Raw genomic sequence first — 21,428 nt, 5'->3', positions numbered from 1 at the left:
AGATTTGATTTTAAATATAAGATTGAACAGCGATTAAATTATAAAAAGGATGAAAAAAATTATATTTTTATTGTTATTGACCACTTCATTTTCTGTCAGTGCCCAACAGCAATATACTATCGAGAAAGCCATACATTATTACCCTGACACGGTTAACAAAAGTGATAAATACACAGATTCTCAATGTTCTTTAGATATTTATTATCCCAGAAATTCTAAAAACTTTGCGACAATTATTTGGTTTCACGGTGGCGGACTTACGGGTGGCACCAAAGAAATTCCACAAGCCTTGTTAGAAAAGGGCTTTGCAGTTGTTGGAGTCGAGTACCGGCTTTCGCCGAAAGTAAAAGCTGCTCTTTGCATAGAAGATGCCGCAGCAGCAATTGCTTGGACATTTCAGCATATTGAGAATTATGGTGGCAGAACTGATTTGATTTTTTTGTCGGGACATTCTGCAGGAGCCTATTTAACAATGATGGTGGGACTCAACAAAAAATATTTGGCCAAATATGAAATTGACGCCAATCGTATCGCTGGGAATATCTCTTTTAGTGGACAAACCATCACCCATTTTACCATTCGTAAAGAAATGGGAATTAAAGAAACACAACCATTGATTGACGAATATGCACCACTTTATTTTGTTCGTTCAGACGCACCGCCTTTGGTGCTTATCACTGGAGATCCTGAAATGGAACTGCTGGGACGTTATGAAGAAAATGCCTATATGTGGCGAATGATGAAACTTGCAGGCCACAAGCGTACTACAATTTTTAAATTAGAAGGTTTTGATCACGGATCTATGGTTGAGCCCGCTTTTCCATTACTGATAAAAGAGGTTAACGTAATAAAAAAGGAAATCTTGGAGAGAAAATAAAAAAATGAAATGTATTTTTTTAAGATTATTTCTTGATACTATCGTGTGATTGTGTCGGAATTCCACCATTCCATGACGTAAGAATATCCGTTGCAACAGCAGCTCCGCTTCCTGCAGCAATTGAAACCTGACTTCTTAAACCAGCGAGAGTACCAATAACATAAATTGCTTCAACCACAATATAATCAGCATTTTTGAGCTGAATTCTTTGTTTTTCGACAGGTGTTTTTTTATTCGGTTCAACGTATTGCATCAACCCTTCGATGGCAAAAGTATTGGCTGCTCCAATCGCTAGCACAATCATTTTTGATTTATAAGTATTTTTATTCGTAGTAATTGTAAATTCGGGACATTCGCCTTCGATTTTAAGGACTTTCTCATTGGGAATCTGGACAATATGAGGATAGCTTTCTGATAAATGCTGAATACTCTCAGCTAGTAAATCGGTTCCCAATTTTCCAGCAGGAATTCCGTAGGCATTATTAATAACTGCTTCTTGTAGATTAGAATTCTTCTGATGAGCAATAATTCCAATGGTCTTTTCGGTTACAAAAGGTTTGTTTTTGGCTGAACCTAAAACTAAAGCGCAAGAAATTCCAGAAACGCCACCGCCAATAATTAACAAATCGAACATTTAAAATTTATCGTTCATTTTTTCTTCAATGCTTTTTGACATTCTAAATATCAATAGAATCAAAATAGCACAAAAAGACGCAGCAATTCCAATAAAAGCAATCATGCTGTTTCCCTCTAGAGGATGTTTGAAGTCAAGTAAACTAATATTAAAAATAATTAGCCCAATTGCCAAAACGACCAATATGTTAGTGAAAAGTTTCATCTTTTAAATTTTATGTTATTGTAAAATGATGGGTAAATTTATAAAAATTTAATTTACAGGAACAAATCTTTAACATTACCAGCAAATAATTTAACAGCTATAGCCAAAAGAACCACTCCAAAAGCTTTTCTGATGACTCCCAAACCATTTTTTCCTAACATTTTTTCGATTTTTGCCGACGATTTCAATACGATGTACACCACGATAATATTCAAAACTATGGCGATAAGAATATTTACAGTTTGGTACTGCGCTTTCAAAGACAATAATGTAGTCATCGTTCCTGCTCCTGCAATTAACGGAAAAGCAATTGGGACAATTGAAGCTGAACTTGAAGCTTCATCACGGTAAATGCGAATTCCTAAAATCATTTCAAGTGCCAAAAAGAACAAGACAAACGAACCAGCAACTGCAAAAGAATGAACGTCGATGCCAATTAAACTTAAAAATTCTTCTCCAATAAAAAGAAAAACAATCATAATCATTCCAGCTACAAGCGATGCTTTCTCTGATTCAATATGACCGTGTTTAGCTCTCAAATCTACTACAATAGGAACAGTTCCCACGATATCAATAACGGCAAAAAGCACCATTGCTACTGTTGCTATTTCTTTAAAATCTAATTCCATATTCGATATAATTTATGGCGCAAAAGTAATACATTCAAAGTGTTAAACATAAATTTGACGTTGTATTTATGGTTCTGTTAACAATCAATTAATATTATTGTTTTGCATTTAATTGTATATTTAGCAAAAATTTACATATGAAAACAACTCTACACTTTCTTCTATTTTTTATCGTTTTCAACTCCTTTGCACAAATAACATTAGAACATATCTATAACAACAGTGCTGTCACTAGAATTAAACTTGAATATTCTGGAGAGAAATATTATGAATTAAAACGAGCTACGAATGAGTTGATTTTTTACAACAGCGACCACACTTTATGGAAAACCATCGTGTTGCCAGCTCCGATACCAAATCCATTTACCATAACCAACGTCTTTCACGTATCGGAAGCTAAAATAAATCCAGATGCCAATTTAGAAATCATTTTTGGATATTACAATGAGAGCTCTTTTTCTTATGAAACTAAAATTATTTCCGAAAATGGAACCACTTTATTGACAATTCCTAATGCTTATGGAGCCTCGTTGAGTGAAATTGATGGGCTTCCCGATAAATTGATTACAGAAAATACTATAAAGAATGTCATTAGTAAAGTGTATTCAATCCCCCAACTTACTTTAGAAAACAATTATTCTGATGGAAATATAAAAAGAATTAAACTAGAAAATTCTGGTGAAAAATATTATTCACTCGATAAAACAAATAACAATGCTAAAATTTACAATGCCAATCACAGTCTATGGAAAACCGTGAATTTGCAAAAACCAACTAATGCCATTTATACTGATATTGATTTTGTTTCAGAAACTAAAATTAAACCTGATGCACTTTTAGAAATTGGTTATACGATACAAGAAACAGTTAATAGCCATATTACTTATTCATCCAAAATTATCAATGAAAATAACCTAGAACTTTTAACCGTGCCTAATTCACAAAAACTGGTGATAAATACAATAAAAGGACTTGCTGATAAACTTGTTGTTGAACTACCGATTGATTTCTATATGTATAATACAAACATTTACAATTTACCTTCTCTTACTTTGGAAAAAACTTATGAAAGCTCGGTGTCAAGAATTAAATTAGAAAATAGTGATGAAAAATATTTTACGGATTTCAAACCTTTGAATAAACAATTAAAAATATACAACAGCAATCACACGCTATGGAAAACGATCAATCTTACGGATGTTTACGCTGGAGTTAATTCGATAAATTATCTTTCAGAAACTAAAGTAAATACAGATGCTCTAATTGAATTTTCATATTCATACCAAACAGGACTTCTTGCTGAAGGTTCTGAAATCTCCAGCAGAGTAATCAATGAGAATGGGGATGTTTTGCTAGATGCCCAATATGTTCGAAATTTACAAATAAATGAAATTAACGGTTTGCCAAATAAAATCATTGGCTATTATTCCTCAGGAGGACAAAATCCGTCAACGATAGGACTTGTTTATTCTTTGAACAATTTAAGCACTTCCAATTTTAACAAAATTGATAACGTTACAATGTATCCAAATCCTGCCAAATCATTTATAAACATTAACTCATTTTCCGCTCCTATCATAGAAGCGACAGTTTATAATATGAATGGTGTTTTAGTAAAAAAAGAAAATGCGCAAAACATTACAAAAATTGCTGTAGATAAACTTCCAGCGGGAATATATATAGTAAATTTGTCGGATTTTAATAATCAAAAATCTACTCACAAAATTACTGTTTCACACCAATAAAATGTTTCAACTAGGAAAAACGATTGTCTCAGAAGACATTCTCGAAAAAGAATTTGTTTGCAACTTATCCGCCTGCAAAGGCGCTTGCTGCGTTGGTGGCGATGCTGGAGCACCATTAAACGAAGCCGAAACAAAGATTTTAGAAGAAATCTATCCAAAAATTAAACCATTTCTACGCAAAGAAGGCATTGCGGCCATCGAAGCCCAAGGCACTTGGACAAAAGGCACCGATGGCGATCTCGAAACCCCTTTAATTGATAATAAGGATTGCGCTTACGTCATTTATGATGGCAAAACAGCACTTTGCGGGATCGAACAAGCGTATAATCAAGGTGAAGTGCTGTTCAAAAAACCCGTTTCTTGCCACTTATACCCTATTCGTGTCAAAGATTTCACCGAATTTTTCGCTGTGAATTATGATAAATGGGAAATTTGCGATGACGCCTGTTCTTTAGGTGCAGCACTCGAAGTCCCAATTTATAAATTTGTTAAAGAAGCACTCATTAGAAGATTTGGAGAGGGCTGGTATTTAGAACTCGAAAAAGTCGCCAGTGAATTAAAAAAATAACTTCAAAAAAAAAATTTTTTCAATTTCATAAATAAATAAATCCTATATTTTACAGTATCTAAGGCTGTTTTTTAATTTTTATAGCACTGAATTTCAATGTATTATAATTTGTATGAAAAATATTGAAATCACTTCCTTTTGTTAAAAACTCTTCCCGATTGTGAATAAGTTTGACTTTTTAAAACCGTCAGAATTCACAATCTTTGTGGTCTACGAAAAGTATAATATTTCGTTAAAATTTCACAAAAACAAAAATAACAATGGCAATACTTGAACCAATCTTACAAGAAAATAAAAATCGATTTGTGATTTTTCCTATCAAACACCACGATATATGGGAGTTTTACAAAAAAACAGAGGCCAGTATTTGGACTGCCGAAGAAATTGATTTGGCTCAAGATTTAAATGATTGGAACAACAAATTAAGTGAGGACGAAAAGTATTTTGTAAAACATATTCTTGCCTTTTTTGCCGCTTCAGATGGAATTGTAAACGAGAATTTAGCTCAAAATTTTGTCAACGAAGTGCAATATGCAGAAGCAAAATTCTTTTATGGTTTCCAAATCATGATGGAAAACATTCATAGCGAAACGTATTCATTATTGATTGACACTTATGTGAAAGACGAAGCTGAGAAAGACGAATTATTCAATGCTATCGAGAGATTTCCAGCCATCCAAAAGAAAGCCCAATGGGCTTTGAAGTGGATTGAATCGGATTCGTTTGCCGAAAGATTAATCGCTTTTGCAGCCGTTGAAGGTATTTTCTTCTCAGGAAGTTTTTGTTCTATTTTTTGGTTGAAAAAACGCGGTTTGATGCCAGGTTTAACCTTTTCGAATGAATTAATTTCTCGTGACGAAGGTGTTCATTGTGATTTTGCTGTGCATTTACACAATCATCATTTAAAACATAAAGTTTCAAAAGCACGAATCCGAGAAATTATCGTTGAAGCTCTAGATATCGAAAGAGAATTTATTACAGAATCGATTCCTGTTAGTTTGATTGGAATGAACGCGGTTTTAATGACTCAATATTTAGAGTTTGTAACCGACAGATTATTGGTAGAATTGGGTTGTAAAAGAGAATACAACACCGCAAACCCTTTTGATTTTATGGATATGATTTCGCTTCAAGGAAAAACCAACTTCTTTGAAAAGAAAGTAGGCGAATATCAAAAATCAGGAGTTATGAATACAGATATTGATGCTCAAAAAATTAGCTTCGATGCCGATTTTTAAATGATTGCCACGAAGGCACTAAGCCACTAAGAAAATAAAAAAACAGCCCAAATCCGAAATGAAGCTAAAATTTAGCTACAAATGCCTACGCAAAAAAACTTTGCAGCTTTATTTCATAGTGGCAAAAAACACATTAAACACCGGGATTAGCTTCCCAAAATCAATCACAAATACCCCGAAATAGAGAAGGGATTGTCTATTTCACAAAAAAGAAAAATTATGTACGTAGTAAAAAGAGATGGCCACAAAGAGCCTGTAATGTTTGACAAGATCACGGATAGAATTAAAAAACTATGTTACGGACTTAATGGTTTAGTCGAACCAGTAAAGGTGGCGATGCGAGTGATAGAAGGATTGTACGATGGTGTTTCAACCTCAGAATTAGACAATCTTGCTGCCGAAACTGCTGCTTCTATGACCATTGCACATCCTGATTATGCTCAACTTGCAGCTCGAATTGCGATTTCGAATTTACATTCCAATACCAAAAAATCTTTCTCGGAAACGATGAACGAAATGTATCATTATGTAAATCCTAGAACAAATCTTGAAGCGCCATTACTTTCCGAAGAAGTGCATAAAGTGATTATGGCCAACGCTGAATTTTTAGATTCGCACATTATATACAACAGAGATTTTAACTACGATTATTTTGGTTTCAAAACTTTGGAACGCTCGTATTTGTTGAGAATAAATGGGAAAATCGTAGAGCGTCCGCAACATATGTTGATGCGTGTTTCGGTTGGAATTCACTTAGGTGATTTGGAATCGGTGATAGAAACCTACGACTTAATGTCGAAAAAATTCTTTACTCACGCCACGCCAACCTTATTCAATGCTGGAACTCCAAAACCCCAAATGTCTTCTTGTTTCCTTCTTGCTATGAAAGACGACAGCATTGACGGAATTTACGATACCTTAAAAAACACCGCAAAAATATCGCAATCAGCTGGTGGAGTTGGACTTTCAATTCATAACGTTCGTGCAACGGGTTCTTATATACGAGGCACCAACGGAACTTCAAACGGAATTGTACCGATGTTGAGAGTTTTCAATGATACGGCTCGTTATGTGGATCAAGGAGGTGGAAAACGTAAAGGAAGTTTTGCGATTTACATCGAAACTTGGCACGCTGATATTTTCGAATTCTTGGATTTGAAAAAAAATACTGGAAAAGAAGAAATGCGCGCCAGAGATTTATTTTTTGCAATGTGGACTTCGGATTTGTTTATGAAAAGAGTACAAGAAAATGGCGATTGGACGCTAATGTGTCCTAACGAATGTCCTGGTTTGTATGACGTTCACGGCGAAGAATTTGAAAAAATGTACACCGATTACGAAAAAGCGGGCAAAGGAAGAAAAACCATCAAAGCGCACGAATTGTGGGAGAAAATTCTAGAATCGCAAATTGAAACTGGAACGCCTTATATGTTGTACAAAGATGCAGCAAACCGAAAATCGAATCAGAAAAATCTAGGCACCATTCGTTCATCGAATTTGTGCACCGAGATTATGGAATATACATCAAGTGACGAAATTGCTGTTTGTAATTTGGCTTCCCTTTCGTTGCCAATGTTTGTAGAAAACAACAAATTCAATCACGAATTGTTGTTTACAGTGACCAAAAGAGTAACGAGAAACTTAAACAAAGTTATCGACCGAAATTATTATCCTGTAATTGAAGCCGAAAATTCCAATATGCGTCATCGTCCAATTGGTCTAGGTGTACAAGGTCTCGCTGATGCTTTTATTATGTTGCGGTTGCCTTTTACGAGTGACGAAGCCAAAAAATTAAATCAGGAAATTTTTGAAACCTTATATTTCGCAGCAGTAACCGCTTCGATGGAAATGGCAAAAGAAGAAGGACCTTATTCTACCTTTAAAGGTTCGCCAATATCTCAAGGAGAATTTCAACACAACCTTTGGGGAATGAAAGACGAAGAACTTTCTGGTCGTTGGGATTGGTCCTCGCTAAGAAAAGAAGTTATGAAAAATGGGGTTAGAAACTCATTGTTAGTGGCGCCAATGCCAACCGCTTCGACTTCACAAATTTTAGGAAACAACGAAGCGTTTGAACCTTACACTTCTAATATTTACACCAGACGCGTTTTGTCGGGAGAATTTATTGTAGTCAACAAACATTTATTGAATGATTTGGTAGAACGTGGCCTTTGGAACGAAACCTTGAAGCAAGAGTTGATGCGCAATAATGGTTCAGTTCAGGACTTGGAAATTCCGCAAGACTTGAAGGAATTGTACAAAACCGTTTGGGAAATGTCAATGAAAGATATTATTGATATGTCCCGTCATCGTGGTTATTTTGTAGATCAATCGCAATCATTGAACTTGTTTATGCAAAACGCCAATTACTCTAAATTGACTTCGATGCACTTCTATGCTTGGCAATCTGGATTAAAAACTGGAATGTATTATTTGAGAACAAAATCAGCAGTTGATGCTATAAAATTCACTTTGAATAATGACAAAAAAGCGGAGCCACTTCCTGTTGTTGAAGTAGCAGCCAATAGTGTAGAAATGACTGCCGAAGAATACAGAGCAATGATCGAAATGGCAAAAAATGCTGGGCCGGACGATTGCGAAATGTGTGGAAGTTAATTTAGAAAAAAAATATCTTAGATTTGAAACAGTTATCATTTTGGTAACTGTTTTGTAATTAAAATAACTTCACGATAAATTGACAGACCATTTATGCAAACGATTTTTTATTCAAGATTTACGCTAAGATCGTAAAAATAGCAATGCAAATTACTGCCAAAACCACCCCACGAGCCATAAATTCCTTATTCATTTTTAGCAAAACACCAAAAGCAACCAAATCAAGAATTGCTCCCAAAGTAATTAATTTTCCCAATTTTCCATCCGATTTCATGCTTTGAATTCCAATCAAAAAATCGAAATCTGTAAAAAAAGTGATGAAGAGAAAAATCCCAAAAACGCAAGTTACTATTCCTATTGCAAAACCAATTAATATATGCTTTTTATCCATTCCATTCAAAATTGTTGAGTTGTTGTATTGCGTGATGTGCAGTTAAATCAAATTGAACAGGAACTACTGAAATATAGCCATTGGCAAGAGCCCATTCATCCGTATCTTCGCCTTGATCTTCGTTTACAAATTCTCCTGTGAGCCAGTAATAATCTCTGCCCTGAGGTGTTTTTCGTTTATCGAATTTTTCTTTCCAAAGCGCTTTCGCCTGACGACAAATTTTTATTCCTTTGATATCTTTTTCTTCTAATTTGGGGAAATTTACATTCAAAACCACACTTTCAGGAAGTCCTTTTTCTAAAACTTCTAAGGTTATGGTCTTAATAAATGATTTAATTGGTTCAAAATTTGCATTCCAATCATAATCCAAAAGCGAAAAACCAATAGCAGGAATTCCTTCGATTCCAGCTTCAACAGCGGCACTCATCGTTCCAGAATAAATGACATTTATAGAAGAATTAGAACCGTGATTGATACCCGAAACACACAAATCTGGTTTTCTTTTCAGGATTTCGTTAGTAGCTAATTTGACACAATCTACAGGAGTTCCGGAAGTGCTGTATTCTTGAATAACATCCTTTTCCTTAGAAATTTTATTGATAAACAAAGTATTGTTTATGGTAATCGAATGACCTGTGGCACTCTGAGGACTGTCAGGAGCGACAACGACCACGGTCCCAATTTCGGCCATAACGGAAATCAACGCACGAATTCCTGGCGCCGAAATTCCATCATCATTAGTAACTAAAATTAAAGGGCTATCTTTTTTCACGATTGATTTTTTTATTATTTTGCAATGAATGTCGGTCTTGTTTGTAAACAAAGAAACAAAATTAATCTCTTACGTGACTTCAACTAAAAAAAATTAACAATTTTATATCTTTAACAAAAATTTATAGACCATTTTGTTTTTGTTGGCACAGTTTTTACCGTAATTTGAATTTTAAATATTTATGGATACAATTATCAACTTTATGAAAAGAAATTATAAAATCCTCATAGCTGTAGTGTTACTTTCGGTGACATTATTTGCATTCAAAATTAATTCATTTAAGAGTGCTGACCCAGAAAAAGACAAAATGCTATTGGAATTATTGACCTTTGTTATTGAAAAAGGCCATTATAATCCGGCTAAAATCGATGACACTTTTTCCAAAGGAATTTATAAAGATTATCTTGAAGGCTTAGATCCATCCAAGCGGTTTTTCTTGCAATCGGATATCGACGAATTTTCGAAATACGAAACACTTCTTGATGATCAATTACTGAACAAAGACCTAACTTTTTTTAACCTTACTTACAATCGCCTAATGAAAAGAATGGGCGAAGGAAAAGAATATTACAAAAATATTTTAAGTACACGTTTCAATTATTCTGTTGATGAAACATTCAATACAGATTACGAAAAAGCTCCTTACGCAAAAAATGCGCAAGAGTTAAAAGAAAGATGGCGAAAACAAATTAAGTTATCTACACTTTCATCTTTGACTGACCGATTAAAAATACAAGAAAATAAAGAAAAAGGAATTGTTGAAAATGATGTCAAAAAGGCTGATGAGGAACTAAAACCTGGCGAATTTGTTAGTGGTTTAGAAAAATCACAAAACGACAAATCTATAGACGACAAACCAAAATCTCTCGAAGAATTAGAGAAAATTACTCGAGAAAGTTCGTTGAAATCATTAGACGAATATTTTGGATTTATGGAAGAATTAACTAGAGACGAATGGTTTTCTATCTATATTAATGCCATAACTGCTAGATTCGATCCTCATACTAATTATTTCCCACCTGAACAGAAAGAGAGCTTTGATGTAAGCATTAGCGGCAAATTCGAAGGCATTGGTGCTCGTCTTCAAAAGAAAAACGACTTTACCGAAATCACAGAACTTATTTCTGGAGGTCCAGCTTGGAGAGGAAAACAGCTCGAATCAGGAGATGTCATAATTAAAGTGGCTCAAGGAAACAAAGAACCTGTTGACATTGTCGGGATGAGATTAAATGATGTTGTCAAAAAAATCAAAGGAGCCAAAGGTTCTGAAGTTCGTTTGACTGTGAAAAAAGTAGATGGTTCCATTAAAACAATATCCATTATTAGGGACATTGTAGAAATAGAAGAAACCTATGCCAAATCGAGTGTTGTAGAACGAAATGGGGTAAAATATGGCGTAATTTATTTGCCAAAATTCTATATTGATTTTGAAAACAAAGACGGCCGTGATGCTGGAAAAGATGTTGCCGCTGAGGTAGAATCTTTGAAAAAAGCAGGCGTCAACGGAATTGTGCTTGACGTACGTGATGATGGTGGAGGTTCTCTTTCGACTGTAGTAGATATTGCGGGATTATTTATCGAGCAAGGGCCAATTGTTCAAATTAAATCGGCCGGAAGACAAAAAGAAGTGCTGTTTGATAAAGATAAAAAAATCGAATGGGACGGACCATTAGTGATTATGGTCAATAGCTTTTCGGCTTCGGCCTCTGAGATTTTAGCGGCAGCCATTCAGGATTATAAAAGAGGAATTATCATTGGAAGCAAACAAACCTATGGAAAAGGAACCGTTCAAAATGTGATTGATTTGAATCAGTTTGTACGAAGTAGCGATAAAGGTGATTTAGGTGCATTAAAAACAACTACGCAAAAATTTTATCGAATAAATGGAGGTTCAACCCAATTGGAAGGCGTAAGTAGTGATGTTGTTATGCCAGATAGATATGCCTATTTAAAAATGGGAGAACGCGATGTGGATAATGCAATGCCTTGGGATAAAATAGACGCTGCACAATACACTATTTGGACTAACAACGCAAAATTTAATAAAGCCATTGCGGATAGTAAAAACAGAATCGCTCAAAATCACCAATTCAAATTAATTGAAGAAAATGCCAAATGGATTGACCAAAGAAGTAAAGAATATGATTATAGTTTAAAATTAGAGGAATTCAAAAAGAATCAGAAAGCCATTGAAGAAACCAATAAAAAATACAAATCAATTGTAGATTATAATTATCATTTAAAATTTTCTTCATTGCCTTTGGAAGCTGAAGCTATGAAAACAGACGCTTCTCTTAAAGAAAAAAGAGAAAGATGGCACGAAAGTTTAACTAAAGATATTTACGTAGAAGAAGCCTTGAATATACTAGATGATTTGCAAGCCAAACCAGTAGTTAAAAAAAGTGTTTCGGAAGCTTTAAAAAATAAAAAATTGGTTAAATCATAGTAGTAAATAATACCAACCACATTTTTAAAATAGTCCAAAGAGAATTTGTATAATGCCGATATAGTATGAAAATAGTCCAGTTTTATTGGACTATATTGAATACATAATCGGTATAAATTATAACTTCTTTTACATCTAAAACGCTACAGAAATTCTTCGTGAATAGCTGTAGCGTTTTTTATTTTGTGCTAAATTACAATTTTTGACTTTTAATCAGCTGTATAAATGTTTATTTTGGCCGCAAACGATTTTGCATAATTTCGAAAAATGACCCAATTGACTGTTATCGAATTGAAAGATAAAAACTGAAAACAGTTTGGAGACAGAAGTGATTGTAAGCCTTGGGATCATCTTCAAAGGCTACCACTCATTCACTTTATTGGCGTCCATTTTTATAAAAATAAACAGCAAAATGGTGAAACCCCAAAGTCCTGAACCACCGTACGAAAAGAAAGGTAATGGCACTCCAATCGTTGGAAAAATACCCAAAACCATAGCGATATTTACAAAAAAGTGGATGAATAAAATAGCTGCCACACAATAGCCATATACACGGCTAAATTTTGTTTTTTGTCTTTCAGCGAGGTAAATTATTCTAAGAAATAAACCAACAAATAGTGCAACTACAAGAAGAGAGCCTAAGAAACCCCATTCTTCGCCAACTGTGGTAAAAATATAATCGGTGTGTTGCTCAGGTACAAATCCTCCTTTAGTTTGTGTGCCTTCAAGAAAGCCTTTTCCAAACCATCCACCAGAGCCAATAGCAATTTCAGATTGATTGGTATTGTATCCAATGCCTTTCATATCGACTGATTTCCCAAGCAAAATATTAAATCGATCGCGGTGATGTTGCTTGAAAACGTGCGTAAAGACATAATTTACGGACAGAACAAAACCAGAAACTAATGCAAAAAGAATGCTGCTAAACACAATATTTCTATCGCCCAACCTAGACTTAAAATGAATAAATGCTATGGTTGCTAACGCTAGTAGAATAACATATTGAGGTTCTAAAACAAGTGTGAATACAAATAATAATATGGCGCAAAATCCAGTCCATAAATACCATGCTGGCAAGCCTTCACGATATAAAACAATTAAAAATATAGTGTAAATCAGTGCGCTTCCAGGATCAGGTTGAGGTAAAATGAGCATTACTGGCAAAAATACGATCGCCAATGCTTGAATTTGGCGATTGACATCTTTTAAATTGATTTGTGAATCACTCAAGTATTTTGCCAATGCTAGTGCTGTTGCTGCTTTGGCGAACTCTGAGGGCTGAAGTGTAAAACTTCCGAAACCATACCAGCAACGCTGACCAGCAATGGTTTTCCCGAAGGCAAACAAACCTAACAATGACAATAATGAAATTCCATAAATTACACTAGAATATTTTTCATAGAACTTTCCGTCAACATAAAGAACAATAAAAATTAGTGGGATGGTTAGTAGTATAAATAAAAATTGCTTTTCTGCAGTTCCTTCCATAGATGATAACGAGGAGGAATAAATGTTCAACCAACCCATTAGCACTAATACAATGTAAATTGCAATGCATATCCAGTCGATGTTGTTGGTTAAACTTTGATTTTTCATTGGGTACTAATTAATTTTTTTAGTAGTATCAATTTTTACTTTTGGTACTGGTATTTTGCTTTTCGTTATAGAATCCTTTATTCTCATTTCTTTTTTAACCACGTCTGAAAGCCCACCTAACTTGGCATATCTGTCTTGCAAACTTCTTTCCAAAGTTCTTTTTTCTAAGTCGGTTCTTGTAATTTTTCCTCTAAGGTACTTCTCAATCATTAAACTGGCAATTGGCCCAGCAATTACGGAACCAAATCCTCCATTTTCGACTAGAATAGCAATCGCAATTTTCGGATTATCTTTTGGTGCAAAAGCAACAAAAATCGAGTGGTCTTCTAGCTGAGTTCTTTTTCCATTTATTTTCGCAAAGTTCTCGGCGGTTCCTGTTTTTCCACAAATCTCAATTCCGTCCACTCGTAAACCAGCGGCAGTCCCAAAATTGTAAACATCAAACAACCCATTAATCATAGGTTTAAAATGACTTTTGTCTATTGTTGTAACGTGTTTAGTAGTGTATTTTTTATCTATTTTTTCACCTTCAATTTTTTTGATGATATGAGGCGTGTAATAATAGCCTTCGTTAGCGACAGTAGCCATCATATTGGCCAATTGAATAGGAGTCAATAATACTTCTCCTTGACCAATAGCATTGGAAATAATCGTTTTACCGCTATATCCCCAACCAGGATATATTTTTTTATAGGTTTTTGAATTGGGAATTTTTCCTTTCTTTCCTGTTGGCAAATCATAGCCCATAAATTGACCAAGTCCAAAACTTTTTACGTGATTACTCCAAACATCTACTGCATAAGGAGTGTTTTTATACTTACCAATGGTTCGCAAATAAACATTAGAAAAATAGGCATTACAGGATTTATACACTCCAATATTAAGATCACGAGAACCGCCACCGCAATGGCATCTCTGGAATCGTCCAGGAGCGTAAGCAAAACCGTGATTACACATAAATGTAGTATGAGTATCTATTATATTTTCTTGAAGGCCTACTAGTCCAGTCAATATTTTAAAGGGGGAACCAGGAGGATATTCTGCCAAGAGTCCCCTGTCATAAAGTGGTTTTGCAATAGAATCGCGATACAACAAAGTATAATTTTTAGAACGCTGACGTCCTACTAAAATTGCTGGATCATAATTTGGCGCCGTTACTAAAGCTAATATTTCCCCCGTTTTGGGTTCAATAGCAACGATTCCGCCCCTTTTATTAATCATTAATTCCTCTCCATATTTTTGAAGTTCCATATCAATCGTAAGATTGATGTCTTCTCCTTGCACGGCAATCGTATCGTATTTTCCTTCTTTGAACGAACCGATTTCGCGATTGTATTTGTCTTTTTGAATGTATTTCACGCCTTTAATACCGCGTAAAGTTTCTTCATAACTTTCTTCAACACCTTGTTTTCCAATTAAATCACCACTGTTATAATAGGGGTTTTTCTCAATCAATTTATCGTTGACTTGTGTGATACCCCCAAAAACGTTGGCCCCAAAATTGACTTGATAATCTCTCAAGGAACGTTTTTGAAAATAAAAACCTTCAAATTTTCGGATTTTTTCCTGAAATGCAGCAAATTCACTTTTATTCAATTGCGCCAAAAATAAGGAAGGTAATCGTGGACTATAGACTTTAGCTTTGGCTATTTTAGTAATAAAATCGGCTGGAGTAATAGCTAATAATTGGCAAAACTCAATGGTATCTAAATTTTTTACATCTCTAGGAATAACCATAATATCATAAGATGGCTGGTTAGCAACCATCAATTTCCCATTTCGATCGTAAATATACCCTCTTTCAGGATAGTCATACTGAATTTTTATGGCATTATTATCTGACTTCAATTTGAAGGAATCGTTGATAACTTGTAAGTAAAAAAGGCGCAATAACAGTAAAGAAGCTGCAATAATAATCATTGTAGGAAGCAACACTTTTCTCATCGTCTATTTGGCTTAGTAAGATATATTATAATAATGCAAATGATTAAAGTAAAGACAGAACTCAATACAGTTCGAAGTAAAATGTCTAAGATTAAGATGAATTTAAACGCTTCTAAAGCAAAAAGAATTATATGGTGTATTAGTACTGATAACAATATAAAAGTAAATCTTTCGGGCGTTAAAACATCATTGAGTTTTATGGTTTGGTATTCGTAGCTTAAACCAAACGCAAATTTAAAAAGATACGGTCTATAATAAGCCAAAATTACACAAGCAGCTGTATGAAATCCTCCAGAGTTACTGAACATATCCATACAAAGCCCAAGAAAAAAACTTGCTGCTACTAGTCCTGATTTGTTGCCGTTTACTGGGTATAAAATAATAAAAAGAATATAAGGATAAGGACTGATGTAGCCCAAAAAGTTCATATTATTGAAAATAATAATTTGAACAGCCAATAGCAGTATAAAACGAAAAATATTTACGAATAAAGTACTATTCATCTTTTTCTTCCTTTTTTTCTAAATTGATAATTTCGTCTCGGCTTTTACTTTTGATGATATAAACGTGACCCAAATTAGTCATATCATTAAATAATTTAACCTCTATGGTATAATAATGGGTTTGATTGTCTATTTTTATTCTATCAATTGTTCCGATATTGATATTCTCTGGAAATATTACTGATTGCCCACCCGTTACAATAGTGTCTCCCTTTCGTATACTTGCTAATCTCGGCACATCCGTCAATTGTACAAATCCAGTGCTTTTACCGTCCCATCCCAAAGAACCAAAATGATTTGATTTTTTAAGTTTGGCATTGATTTGAGATTTAATATTTAAAATACTTATCACAGTCGAATAATTGCTCGAAGTATTGTCAATTATCCCAACAATCCCTAAACTGTTGATGACTCCCATGTCGGATTTCACTCCTTGAAAACTGCCGGAATTTATAGTTAAATAATTTTCGTGAGTGTTAAACGTATTGTGAATTACTTTCGAAACGATAATGTCATCAGGTTTTATTCCTTTCAGGCTGTCTAGTTTTGGAATTGCAGAGGTGTCTTTGGTATTGAAAAGTAGGCTTCTTAACTTGGCATTTTCTTGAGCAAGCGCATCGTTTTGAGTTCTTAAATTAAAATATTCACGGACATTATTTATTTTTTCATACACAGTACCACTTACAAAATTTGCAGAACTAATCATCTTACTTCGATGATAGGAATGGGATTGAATTGAAAGTGAAAGTGAAATGCCTAAAAGCAGCAAAAACAGCAAACGATTACTGTTTTTATAAATAAAATTAAATATTTGCTGCATTTCTTAGCGGTATAATGTATGTTGAAAATTTAAACTAGTCACCCTAAACTAACATTTTTTATTTTATTAAAACGCTTTTAAATCGAGCAAGATTTTTAAGCGCCATTCCTGTTCCTCGAACCACAGCTCTTAAAGGATCTTCGGCGATATAAACAGGTAAATCTGTCTTTTGTGAAATTCTTTTGTCAAGACCTCTCAACATCGATCCTCCACCAGCAAGATAAATACCAGTGTTGTAAATATCCGCCGCCAATTCTGGTGGGGTTTGAGATAAAGTTTCCATAACAGCATCTTCCACTCGTTGAATCGATTTGTCTAATGCTTTTGCAATTTCTCGGTAAGAAACCGACACTTGTTTTGGCTTCCCCGTCAATAAGTCTCGTCCTTGAACAGACATATCTTCTGGGGGAGTTTCTAAATCTTCGATAGCGGCACCCACTTGAATTTTTATTTTTTCGGCAGTACTTTCTCCAACAAAAAGGTTGTGTTGAGTACGCATATAATACACGATGTCATTGGTGAAAACGTCACCCGCAATTTTAACCGATTTGTCGCAAACAATTCCACCCAAAGCGATTACGGCAATTTCTGTTGTTCCACCACCTATATCTACAATCATGTTTCCTTTAGGCTGCATAATGTCAATTCCAATACCAATTGCTGCTGCCATAGGTTCGTGAATCAAATAGACTTCTTTACCATTTACGCGTTCACACGATTCTTTTACCGCTCTCATTTCCACTTCAGTAATTCCAGAAGGGATACAAACCACCATTCTTAAAGCTGGAGTAAACATTCTTTTTTTCAAAGCGGGAATGCTTTTTATAAGCATGCTTATCATTTTTTCGGAAGCATCAAAATCAGCAATTACACCATCTTTCAATGGTCTTATCGTTTTAATGTTTTCATGAGTTTTCCCTTGCATCATGTTGGCTTCTTTACCAACAGCAATGATTTTTCCTGACACTCTATCACGAGCAACAATCGAAGGGCTATCAATAACAACTTTATCATTGTGAATGATTAAAGTGTTTGCGGTACCAAGGTCTATCGCAATATCCTCGGTCATGAAATCAAAAAATCCCATACGTTTATTAGGGTATAAAAATTTATAAAAAAATAATGTACAAAGCTAAACAAATTAATGCTTGAAATGACGCGTTCCTGTAAATACCATTGCAACTTTATTTTCGTTACAATAATCAATACTTAATTGATCTTTTATGGATCCTCCAGGCTGAATTACGGCTGTTATTCCAGCATTCTTTGCAATTTCAACACAGTCTGGAAAAGGGAAAAAAGCGTCACTTGCCATCGATGCTCCTTTTAGGCTAAATCCAAAAGTTTTCGCTTTTTCAATTGCTTGCAACAAGGCATCTACTCTTGAGGTTTGTCCTGTTCCAGAAGAAATCAAAGTGCCGTTTTTTGCAAATACAATCGTGTTCGATTTGGTGTTTTTACACACTTTAGAAGCAAAAATCAAATCGGCTACTTCTTGTGCGGTTGGTGCTGTAGTCGTAACGGTTTTTAAGTCTTCTTTAGTATCTGTGATGTTGTTTCTTTCTTGAACCAAAATTCCGTTCAGGCAAGTTCGCACTTGTTTTTGTGGTAAAGCTACTTCGTTTTGAATCAAGATGATTCTGTTTTTCTTTTCTTGTAAAATAGCAAGGGCAGCTTCGTCATAACTTGGAGCGATTACCACTTCGCAGAATAACTTGTTGATTTCTATAGCTGTTGCTACATCAATTTTTGAATTAGCAATCAAAACACCGCCAAAAGCAGAAGTAGGATCGCAAGCCAAAGCTACATTGTAGGCTTCGCTAATGGTTGGTCTTGTTGATAATCCGCAAGCGTTATTGTGTTTCAAAATGGCAAACGTCGGTCCGTCATTTTTGAATTCATTAATCAAATTTACTGCTGCATCAACATCCAATAAATTATTATAGGACAATTCTTTTCCGTGAACTTTATTAAACATGGCATCAAAATCCCCAAAGAAAAATCCTTTTTGATGTGGATTTTCTCCGTATCTCAAAATTTGACCGTCAGCAATACTGGTTTTGAAAATAGTTTCGTCACTATTGAAATAATTGAAAATTGCAGTATCGTAATGAGAAGAAACGTGAAATGCTTTTGTAGCAAAAAGTTTTCTGTTTTCCAATGTTGTTGCGCCATTTTGTTTGCTAATCAAATCCAAAAGCAAACTATATTCATTTACCGAAGGAACGATTACCGTATCCTTGAAGTTTTTTGCGGCAGCACGAATTAACGAAATACCACCAATATCTATTTTTTCGATAATATCACTTTCACTAGCGCAAGAAGCAACCGTTTTTTCGAAAGGATACAAGTCAACAATAACTAAATCAATTTGAGGAATATCGTATTCCTTCATTTGTTGCACATCGCTTTCGTTGTCTTGACGATTCAAAATTCCTCCAAAAACTTTTGGGTGCAAGGTTTTTACTCTTCCGCCAAGAATTGATGGATAAGAGGTAACATCTTCAACAGGAACTACTGGAATGCCTAGACTTTTGATAAATTCTTCTGTTCCACCAGTTGAATAAAAGATTACATTTTGCCCGTTTAATTTCTTAATTATGGGTTCCAAACCCTCCTTTGAAAATACGGAAATTAATGCGGATTGAATTAGCTTTGCTCCGTTCGGGCTTTGCCCTCGGGTTGTTTTTGTTGTGCTCATCGCGTAGTTAAAGATTTGTGCTGCAAAAGTAGTTTTTTTGAAGATAAAATTCAAATGTATTTCTGTAACAATATTTTAAAAAACGACACCTATGAGTTGTTGATTTTCCATTAGGATTATGAATAAAATTTTTGGAATTTTACAATAACATTAAACACCGTTTTATGCTAGTTTATTTTCGATTATTATCTGAGAGTTTCCGTTTTGCTATGAATGCTTTACGAAACAACAAACTGCGTACTTTACTGTCTTTACTCGGTGTTACCATTGGGATTTTTTCAATTATAGCCGTGCTTGCTGCCGTTGATTCATTGGACAGAAAAATCACCAAGGATTTGAGTTCTTTAGATAAAAACACCATTTATTTAATGAAAATGTCTTTTGGCCCTTCGGAAATTCCAATGTGGAAGAGAGAACAATTCCCGAATGTAAAATACGATGAATACCTTTATATGAAAGGTGCAATGACCAATACAGATCAGATGGGTTACCAAATATTTACCAAAAGTGAATCGATTAAATATGGATCAAATACCGTAACTGATGTTAATGTAGTACCCGTTTCGCACGAGTTTATCGATATACAAGGACTAGAATTTGAGGAAGGAAGATTTTATACTGAGTCAGAAGCTAATTCTGCAGCTCCAGTTGCTGTTATTGGTAATGATATTGCAAAATCTTTGTTTGAAGACGCAGAACCCATTGGTAAAAAAATCAGAATGTATGGGCAACGGTTTACGGTTATAGGAGTTTTGAAAAAACAAGGTGCAGGAATGTTTGACAACAATGACAGCTCTGCCTTTATTCCTGTCAATTTTGTTCGACAAAGATTTGGTGACAATAATAAGGGATTGATTAATGTAATCATTTTCAAGCCCGAAAAAGGAGTCGATATGGATGCCTATAAAGCTGAAATCTCCCAAAAACTTCGCGCTTTTCGTGGCGTAAAATCAGGAGAAATTGATAATTTCTTCATCAATGTTTTCTCAGGATTTACTGATTTTATCGATGGAATTATTTCTCAAATGAATATGGTTGGATGGGTTATTAGTGGATTTTCGTTGCTTGTCGGCGGTTTTGGAATTGCCAATATTATGTTTGTTTCTGTTAAAGAAAGAACCAATCTAATTGGAATCCAAAAATCTCTTGGTGCCAAAAACCGATTTATTTTGTTTCAATTCTTGTTTGAAGCGATTATTCTTTCGGTAATAGGGGGGATTATAGGGTTGTTTTTGGTTTGGATTATAGCTATGATTCTAACTAAAACATTAGAGTTTGAATTTATTTTAGGAATGGGTAATATTCTTTTAGGAACTGGACTTGCCGCCATTATTGGTTTAATATCAGGAATTCTTCCTGCAATTGCTGCTTCTAATTTAGATCCTGTTGAAGCGATTAGAACGGGAATGTAGTGTTCAGTGTTCAGTTTTTGAGTGTTCAGGTAGCATCAAGTCTATGGGAGGAAAAAACAATCTTATACATCTTTTTTTCCTTTGACTAATCTTTGATTCTATTTGTCACGCTGAAAGCGTCTCAAAGTATAAGAGCAAATTGATTCAGACGCCTACAGCCAGACAAATAGTGAGAATAAATAAACATACCATAACTAGTCAACCCTTAAAAAGAGCTATTTTTAATTTCCACAAAAATAGGAATATTATTTTCAGGATAGAAGTTGAACAAATAATTAAGCCAAAAAACAATTTGTTCCTTGATTTGGTTGAATCGGAGCTTAAAATTGTAC

At 34.6% G+C, this 21,428-nt stretch carries 18 protein-coding genes; 7 read left to right on the top strand and 11 right to left on the bottom strand.

Going from position 1 to position 21,428, the window contains the following annotated elements; translation table 11 throughout:
• Positions 1-49: 49 nt before the first annotated feature.
• On the top strand, positions 50-877 hold the full coding sequence (locus tag RMO83_RS12155; RefSeq protein ID WP_310559965.1) for an alpha/beta hydrolase: 828 nt from the start codon (positions 50-52) through the stop codon (positions 875-877).
• A gap of 25 nt (positions 878-902) precedes the next feature.
• Here the strand turns inward: RMO83_RS12155 and RMO83_RS12150 are convergent, their stop codons facing one another.
• The 3 genes from RMO83_RS12150 to RMO83_RS12140 are packed head-to-tail and all read right to left on the bottom strand — an operon-like array spanning position 903 to position 2,344.
• On the bottom strand, positions 903-1,511 hold the full coding sequence (locus RMO83_RS12150) for an FAD-dependent oxidoreductase (RefSeq protein ID WP_310559964.1): 609 nt from the start codon (positions 1,509-1,511) through the stop codon (positions 903-905).
• Complete coding sequence (locus tag RMO83_RS12145) at positions 1,512-1,715, bottom strand: hypothetical protein (RefSeq protein WP_310559963.1); 204 nt, start codon at positions 1,713-1,715, stop codon at positions 1,512-1,514. It abuts the gene before it with no gap.
• A gap of 53 nt (positions 1,716-1,768) precedes the next feature.
• Positions 1,769-2,344, bottom strand: a complete 576-nt coding sequence (locus tag RMO83_RS12140) for a MarC family protein (protein ID WP_310559962.1) — start codon at positions 2,342-2,344, stop codon at positions 1,769-1,771.
• Positions 2,345-2,481: 137 nt separating this feature from the next.
• On the opposite strand from RMO83_RS12140, the gene RMO83_RS12135 reads away from it, so the two are divergent.
• The 4 genes from RMO83_RS12135 to RMO83_RS12120 all read left to right on the top strand — a co-directional run bounded on the left by RMO83_RS12135 (position 2,482) and on the right by RMO83_RS12120 (position 8,511).
• Positions 2,482-4,089 carry a T9SS type A sorting domain-containing protein gene (locus RMO83_RS12135; RefSeq protein WP_310559961.1) on the top strand — a complete coding sequence of 536 codons (1,608 nt, stop codon included), beginning with the start codon at positions 2,482-2,484 and terminating at the stop codon, positions 4,087-4,089.
• 1 nt (position 4,090) lies between these two features.
• On the top strand, positions 4,091-4,657 hold the full coding sequence (locus RMO83_RS12130; RefSeq protein ID WP_310559960.1) for a DUF3109 family protein: 567 nt from the start codon (positions 4,091-4,093) through the stop codon (positions 4,655-4,657).
• A gap of 260 nt (positions 4,658-4,917) precedes the next feature.
• On the top strand, positions 4,918-5,895 hold the full coding sequence (locus RMO83_RS12125) for a ribonucleotide-diphosphate reductase subunit beta (protein ID WP_310559959.1): 978 nt from the start codon (positions 4,918-4,920) through the stop codon (positions 5,893-5,895).
• Between the two features lie 219 nt (positions 5,896-6,114).
• Positions 6,115-8,511, top strand: a complete 2,397-nt coding sequence (locus RMO83_RS12120) for a ribonucleoside-diphosphate reductase subunit alpha (RefSeq protein ID WP_310559958.1) — start codon at positions 6,115-6,117, stop codon at positions 8,509-8,511.
• A gap of 118 nt (positions 8,512-8,629) precedes the next feature.
• On the opposite strand, the gene RMO83_RS12115 is transcribed toward RMO83_RS12120, so the two are convergent.
• Together RMO83_RS12115 and surE are read right to left on the bottom strand one after the other, a co-directional pair.
• Positions 8,630-8,902 (bottom strand): hypothetical protein, encoded by a 273-nt coding sequence (locus RMO83_RS12115; protein ID WP_310559957.1) that lies wholly within the window; start codon positions 8,900-8,902, stop codon positions 8,630-8,632.
• On the bottom strand, positions 8,895-9,674 hold the full coding sequence (gene surE / locus RMO83_RS12110) for a 5'/3'-nucleotidase SurE (RefSeq protein WP_310559956.1): 780 nt from the start codon (positions 9,672-9,674) through the stop codon (positions 8,895-8,897). Before surE ends, RMO83_RS12115 begins: the two co-directional genes overlap by 8 nt.
• 181 nt (positions 9,675-9,855) lie before the next feature.
• On the opposite strand from surE, the gene RMO83_RS12105 reads away from it, so the two are divergent.
• Positions 9,856-12,120, top strand: a complete 2,265-nt coding sequence (locus tag RMO83_RS12105) for a carboxy terminal-processing peptidase (RefSeq protein WP_310559955.1) — start codon at positions 9,856-9,858, stop codon at positions 12,118-12,120.
• Positions 12,121-12,480: 360 nt separating this feature from the next.
• Here RMO83_RS12105 and rodA read toward each other — a convergent pair whose 3' ends face one another.
• From rodA to purH, 6 genes are read right to left on the bottom strand one after another with little or no spacing between them, the layout of a single operon-like run.
• Complete coding sequence (rodA, locus tag RMO83_RS12100) at positions 12,481-13,716, bottom strand: rod shape-determining protein RodA (protein WP_310559954.1); 1,236 nt, start codon at positions 13,714-13,716, stop codon at positions 12,481-12,483.
• Positions 13,717-13,722: 6 nt separating this feature from the next.
• The gene (gene mrdA, locus RMO83_RS12095; RefSeq protein WP_310559953.1) at positions 13,723-15,660 is read right to left on the bottom strand and encodes a penicillin-binding protein 2; all 1,938 of its coding nucleotides are present in this window, start codon (positions 15,658-15,660) and stop codon (positions 13,723-13,725) included.
• Positions 15,657-16,163 (bottom strand): rod shape-determining protein MreD, encoded by a 507-nt coding sequence (locus RMO83_RS12090; protein WP_310559952.1) that lies wholly within the window; start codon positions 16,161-16,163, stop codon positions 15,657-15,659. The genes mrdA and RMO83_RS12090 overlap by 4 nt, the downstream gene beginning before the upstream one ends.
• Positions 16,156-16,983, bottom strand: a complete 828-nt coding sequence (gene mreC / locus RMO83_RS12085) for a rod shape-determining protein MreC (RefSeq protein ID WP_310559951.1) — start codon at positions 16,981-16,983, stop codon at positions 16,156-16,158. The genes RMO83_RS12090 and mreC overlap by 8 nt, the downstream gene beginning before the upstream one ends.
• A 58-nt stretch (positions 16,984-17,041) precedes the next feature.
• Positions 17,042-18,070: a rod shape-determining protein gene (locus tag RMO83_RS12080; protein WP_143389689.1), complete on the bottom strand. Its 1,029-nt coding sequence runs from the start codon at positions 18,068-18,070 to the stop codon at positions 17,042-17,044.
• Between the two features lie 54 nt (positions 18,071-18,124).
• Complete coding sequence (gene purH / locus RMO83_RS12075; RefSeq protein ID WP_310559950.1) at positions 18,125-19,684, bottom strand: bifunctional phosphoribosylaminoimidazolecarboxamide formyltransferase/IMP cyclohydrolase; 1,560 nt, start codon at positions 19,682-19,684, stop codon at positions 18,125-18,127.
• Positions 19,685-19,848: 164 nt separating this feature from the next.
• Between purH and RMO83_RS12070 the strand changes: the two genes are divergently transcribed.
• Entirely contained in the window at positions 19,849-21,096 is a 1,248-nt protein-coding gene (locus RMO83_RS12070; RefSeq protein ID WP_310559949.1) for an ABC transporter permease, read from the top strand.
• The last annotated feature ends 332 nt before the right edge of the window (positions 21,097-21,428 follow it).

Origin of the sequence: Flavobacterium sp., from assembly GCF_031423415.1 — a bacterium.
In the GTDB taxonomy this organism is placed as follows: domain Bacteria; phylum Bacteroidota; class Bacteroidia; order Flavobacteriales; family Flavobacteriaceae; genus Flavobacterium.
The sequence above is the reverse complement of the archived record's forward strand: the minus strand, read 5'-3'. Positions and strand labels throughout refer to the sequence as shown.

Bases quoted from the DNA above. Each gene is read 5' to 3' on its own strand.
- RMO83_RS12155 (WP_310559965.1), top strand. From the start codon at position 50: ATGAAAAAAATTATATTTTTATTGTTATTGACCACTTCATTTTCTGTC.
- RMO83_RS12150 (WP_310559964.1), bottom strand. From the start codon at position 1,511: ATGTTCGATTTGTTAATTATTGGCGGTGGCGTTTCTGGAATTTCTTGC.
- RMO83_RS12145 (WP_310559963.1), bottom strand. From the start codon at position 1,715: ATGAAACTTTTCACTAACATATTGGTCGTTTTGGCAATTGGGCTAATT.
- RMO83_RS12140 (WP_310559962.1), bottom strand. From the start codon at position 2,344: ATGGAATTAGATTTTAAAGAAATAGCAACAGTAGCAATGGTGCTTTTT.
- RMO83_RS12135 (WP_310559961.1), top strand. From the start codon at position 2,482: ATGAAAACAACTCTACACTTTCTTCTATTTTTTATCGTTTTCAACTCC.
- RMO83_RS12130 (WP_310559960.1), top strand. From the start codon at position 4,091: ATGTTTCAACTAGGAAAAACGATTGTCTCAGAAGACATTCTCGAAAAA.
- RMO83_RS12125 (WP_310559959.1), top strand. From the start codon at position 4,918: ATGGCAATACTTGAACCAATCTTACAAGAAAATAAAAATCGATTTGTG.
- RMO83_RS12120 (WP_310559958.1), top strand. From the start codon at position 6,115: ATGTACGTAGTAAAAAGAGATGGCCACAAAGAGCCTGTAATGTTTGAC.
- RMO83_RS12115 (WP_310559957.1), bottom strand. From the start codon at position 8,902: ATGGATAAAAAGCATATATTAATTGGTTTTGCAATAGGAATAGTAACT.
- RMO83_RS12105 (WP_310559955.1), top strand. From the start codon at position 9,856: ATGGATACAATTATCAACTTTATGAAAAGAAATTATAAAATCCTCATA.
- rodA (WP_310559954.1), bottom strand. From the start codon at position 13,716: ATGAAAAATCAAAGTTTAACCAACAACATCGACTGGATATGCATTGCA.
- mrdA (WP_310559953.1), bottom strand. From the start codon at position 15,660: ATGAGAAAAGTGTTGCTTCCTACAATGATTATTATTGCAGCTTCTTTA.
- RMO83_RS12090 (WP_310559952.1), bottom strand. From the start codon at position 16,163: ATGAATAGTACTTTATTCGTAAATATTTTTCGTTTTATACTGCTATTG.
- mreC (WP_310559951.1), bottom strand. From the start codon at position 16,983: ATGCAGCAAATATTTAATTTTATTTATAAAAACAGTAATCGTTTGCTG.
- RMO83_RS12080 (WP_143389689.1), bottom strand. From the start codon at position 18,070: ATGGGATTTTTTGATTTCATGACCGAGGATATTGCGATAGACCTTGGT.
- purH (WP_310559950.1), bottom strand. From the start codon at position 19,684: ATGAGCACAACAAAAACAACCCGAGGGCAAAGCCCGAACGGAGCAAAG.
- RMO83_RS12070 (WP_310559949.1), top strand. From the start codon at position 19,849: ATGCTAGTTTATTTTCGATTATTATCTGAGAGTTTCCGTTTTGCTATG.